2 protein-coding genes are annotated in these 1272 nt (G+C 69.1%); both read left to right on the top strand.

All coding sequences use genetic code 11. The features are described 5' to 3' along the window. Positions 1-483: 483 nt before the first annotated feature. A complete protein-coding gene (locus J1M40_RS12240; protein WP_031943816.1) occupies positions 484-813 on the top strand; it encodes a DUF3846 domain-containing protein in 330 nt (109 codons plus the stop codon). Between the two features lie 160 nt (positions 814-973). Continuing rightward, complete coding sequence (locus J1M40_RS12235) at positions 974-1243, top strand: hypothetical protein (RefSeq protein ID WP_206450840.1); 270 nt, start codon at positions 974-976, stop codon at positions 1241-1243. Positions 1244-1272: the final 29 nt, after the last annotated feature.

The following is a 1272-nucleotide window of genomic DNA, read 5'->3' as shown; positions in this document are numbered from 1 at the left end:
GAGCGGTAGTTGCCAACGCGTCGGCTGGCGACTCTGGCGGGAGAGGGCAGGCGGGACGAAGGGGGCTAGCCACCGTGTGGCGGCGAGGGGGCGTGCTACGGGTAGCGCTGGGCGGGCTCGCAGGATCTGTCACATAGCTGTCACATGGCGGGGCGCGTGTGAATCACTCCATGTCAGACATGGAATTGTGGAGAATCACCCAGCTGCACCCCGAGCTGGTCGCGGCCCTGGACAAGGTCGCCCACCACGAGCTCGGTACCGCCCTGGGCTGACCCCCCCCGCCCGCGAGCGCGGGGCCCACCCTGGCCCCGCGCTCGCGGCACGCCGGGGACGTGTCGCGGAGATGCGGGGCCGGCTGCATCCGTGGCACAGCCGGCGGCTGATGCGATGCAGGGTGTTGCACATACGCCCGCGTATGTGTATGGTTAGACACGTCAGCAGGGATCACCCGGATCCCCGCACCCCATAGAAGGGACAGCCATCATGGCCAACGCAATCCTGATCACCCCCACCGGCGACGTCACCGAGGAGCAGGTCAACGGCCTGGAGGACTTCCAGCAGCACGTCGGCGGCTACGTGGAGGCCCTGTCCTCCGACGATGGCGACCACACCATCTGGCTCAACGAGGAGGGCAAGATCGCCGGCCTGCCGGTCAACTCCAAGGGTCACCGGATCGTCCACGAGCTGACCATCCTCGCCCCGGACGACGTCATCGTCGGCCCGGTGCTGATCACCGGCGACCTGGCCGACGACGGGGAGACCTACCTGCCCCCCACCAAGGCTCTGCGCGAGCGGCTCGGCCTCGACGACTGAGCCCCACGGGCGGGCGGGCCCCGCGGCCCGCCCGCCCCGGCCGCGCCGGGGCCACCCACGAATCCCACGCCCCTGTTGCGCCGTCAATCTTGCGCGTGTATGGTTATACACATCAGCAGGGGTCACCCGGACCCCCGCACCCCCGACGAAAGGGACTCCGATGACCAAGGCCATGATGATCCACCCCGACGGCACCACCGCCGACGTCGAGCTCCACACCATCCCCGCCGACGTCGACCGCCTGCTGGGCGCCACCGCTGAGGTCTACAACCCCGGCGACTACGACGGCATGGACGGCGACTGGTCGCTCTGGGCCGACGCCCGCCACAGTTCCTCCCGCCCGTTCAACTCCACGGCCACCGAGATGATCCACGACGCCGGCTTCGACGCCCGCGAGATCATCACCGGCCCCGTCCTGGTGATCCGCTGATCCTCCCCCGCCTGTCTCTTATAAACATC

The sequence above is a fragment of the Micrococcus sp. KRD026 genome, assembly GCF_017168445.1.
In the GTDB taxonomy this organism is placed as follows: Bacteria; Actinomycetota; Actinomycetes; order Actinomycetales; family Micrococcaceae; genus Micrococcus; species Micrococcus luteus.
This window is presented reverse-complemented; position numbering and strand designations above follow the sequence as displayed.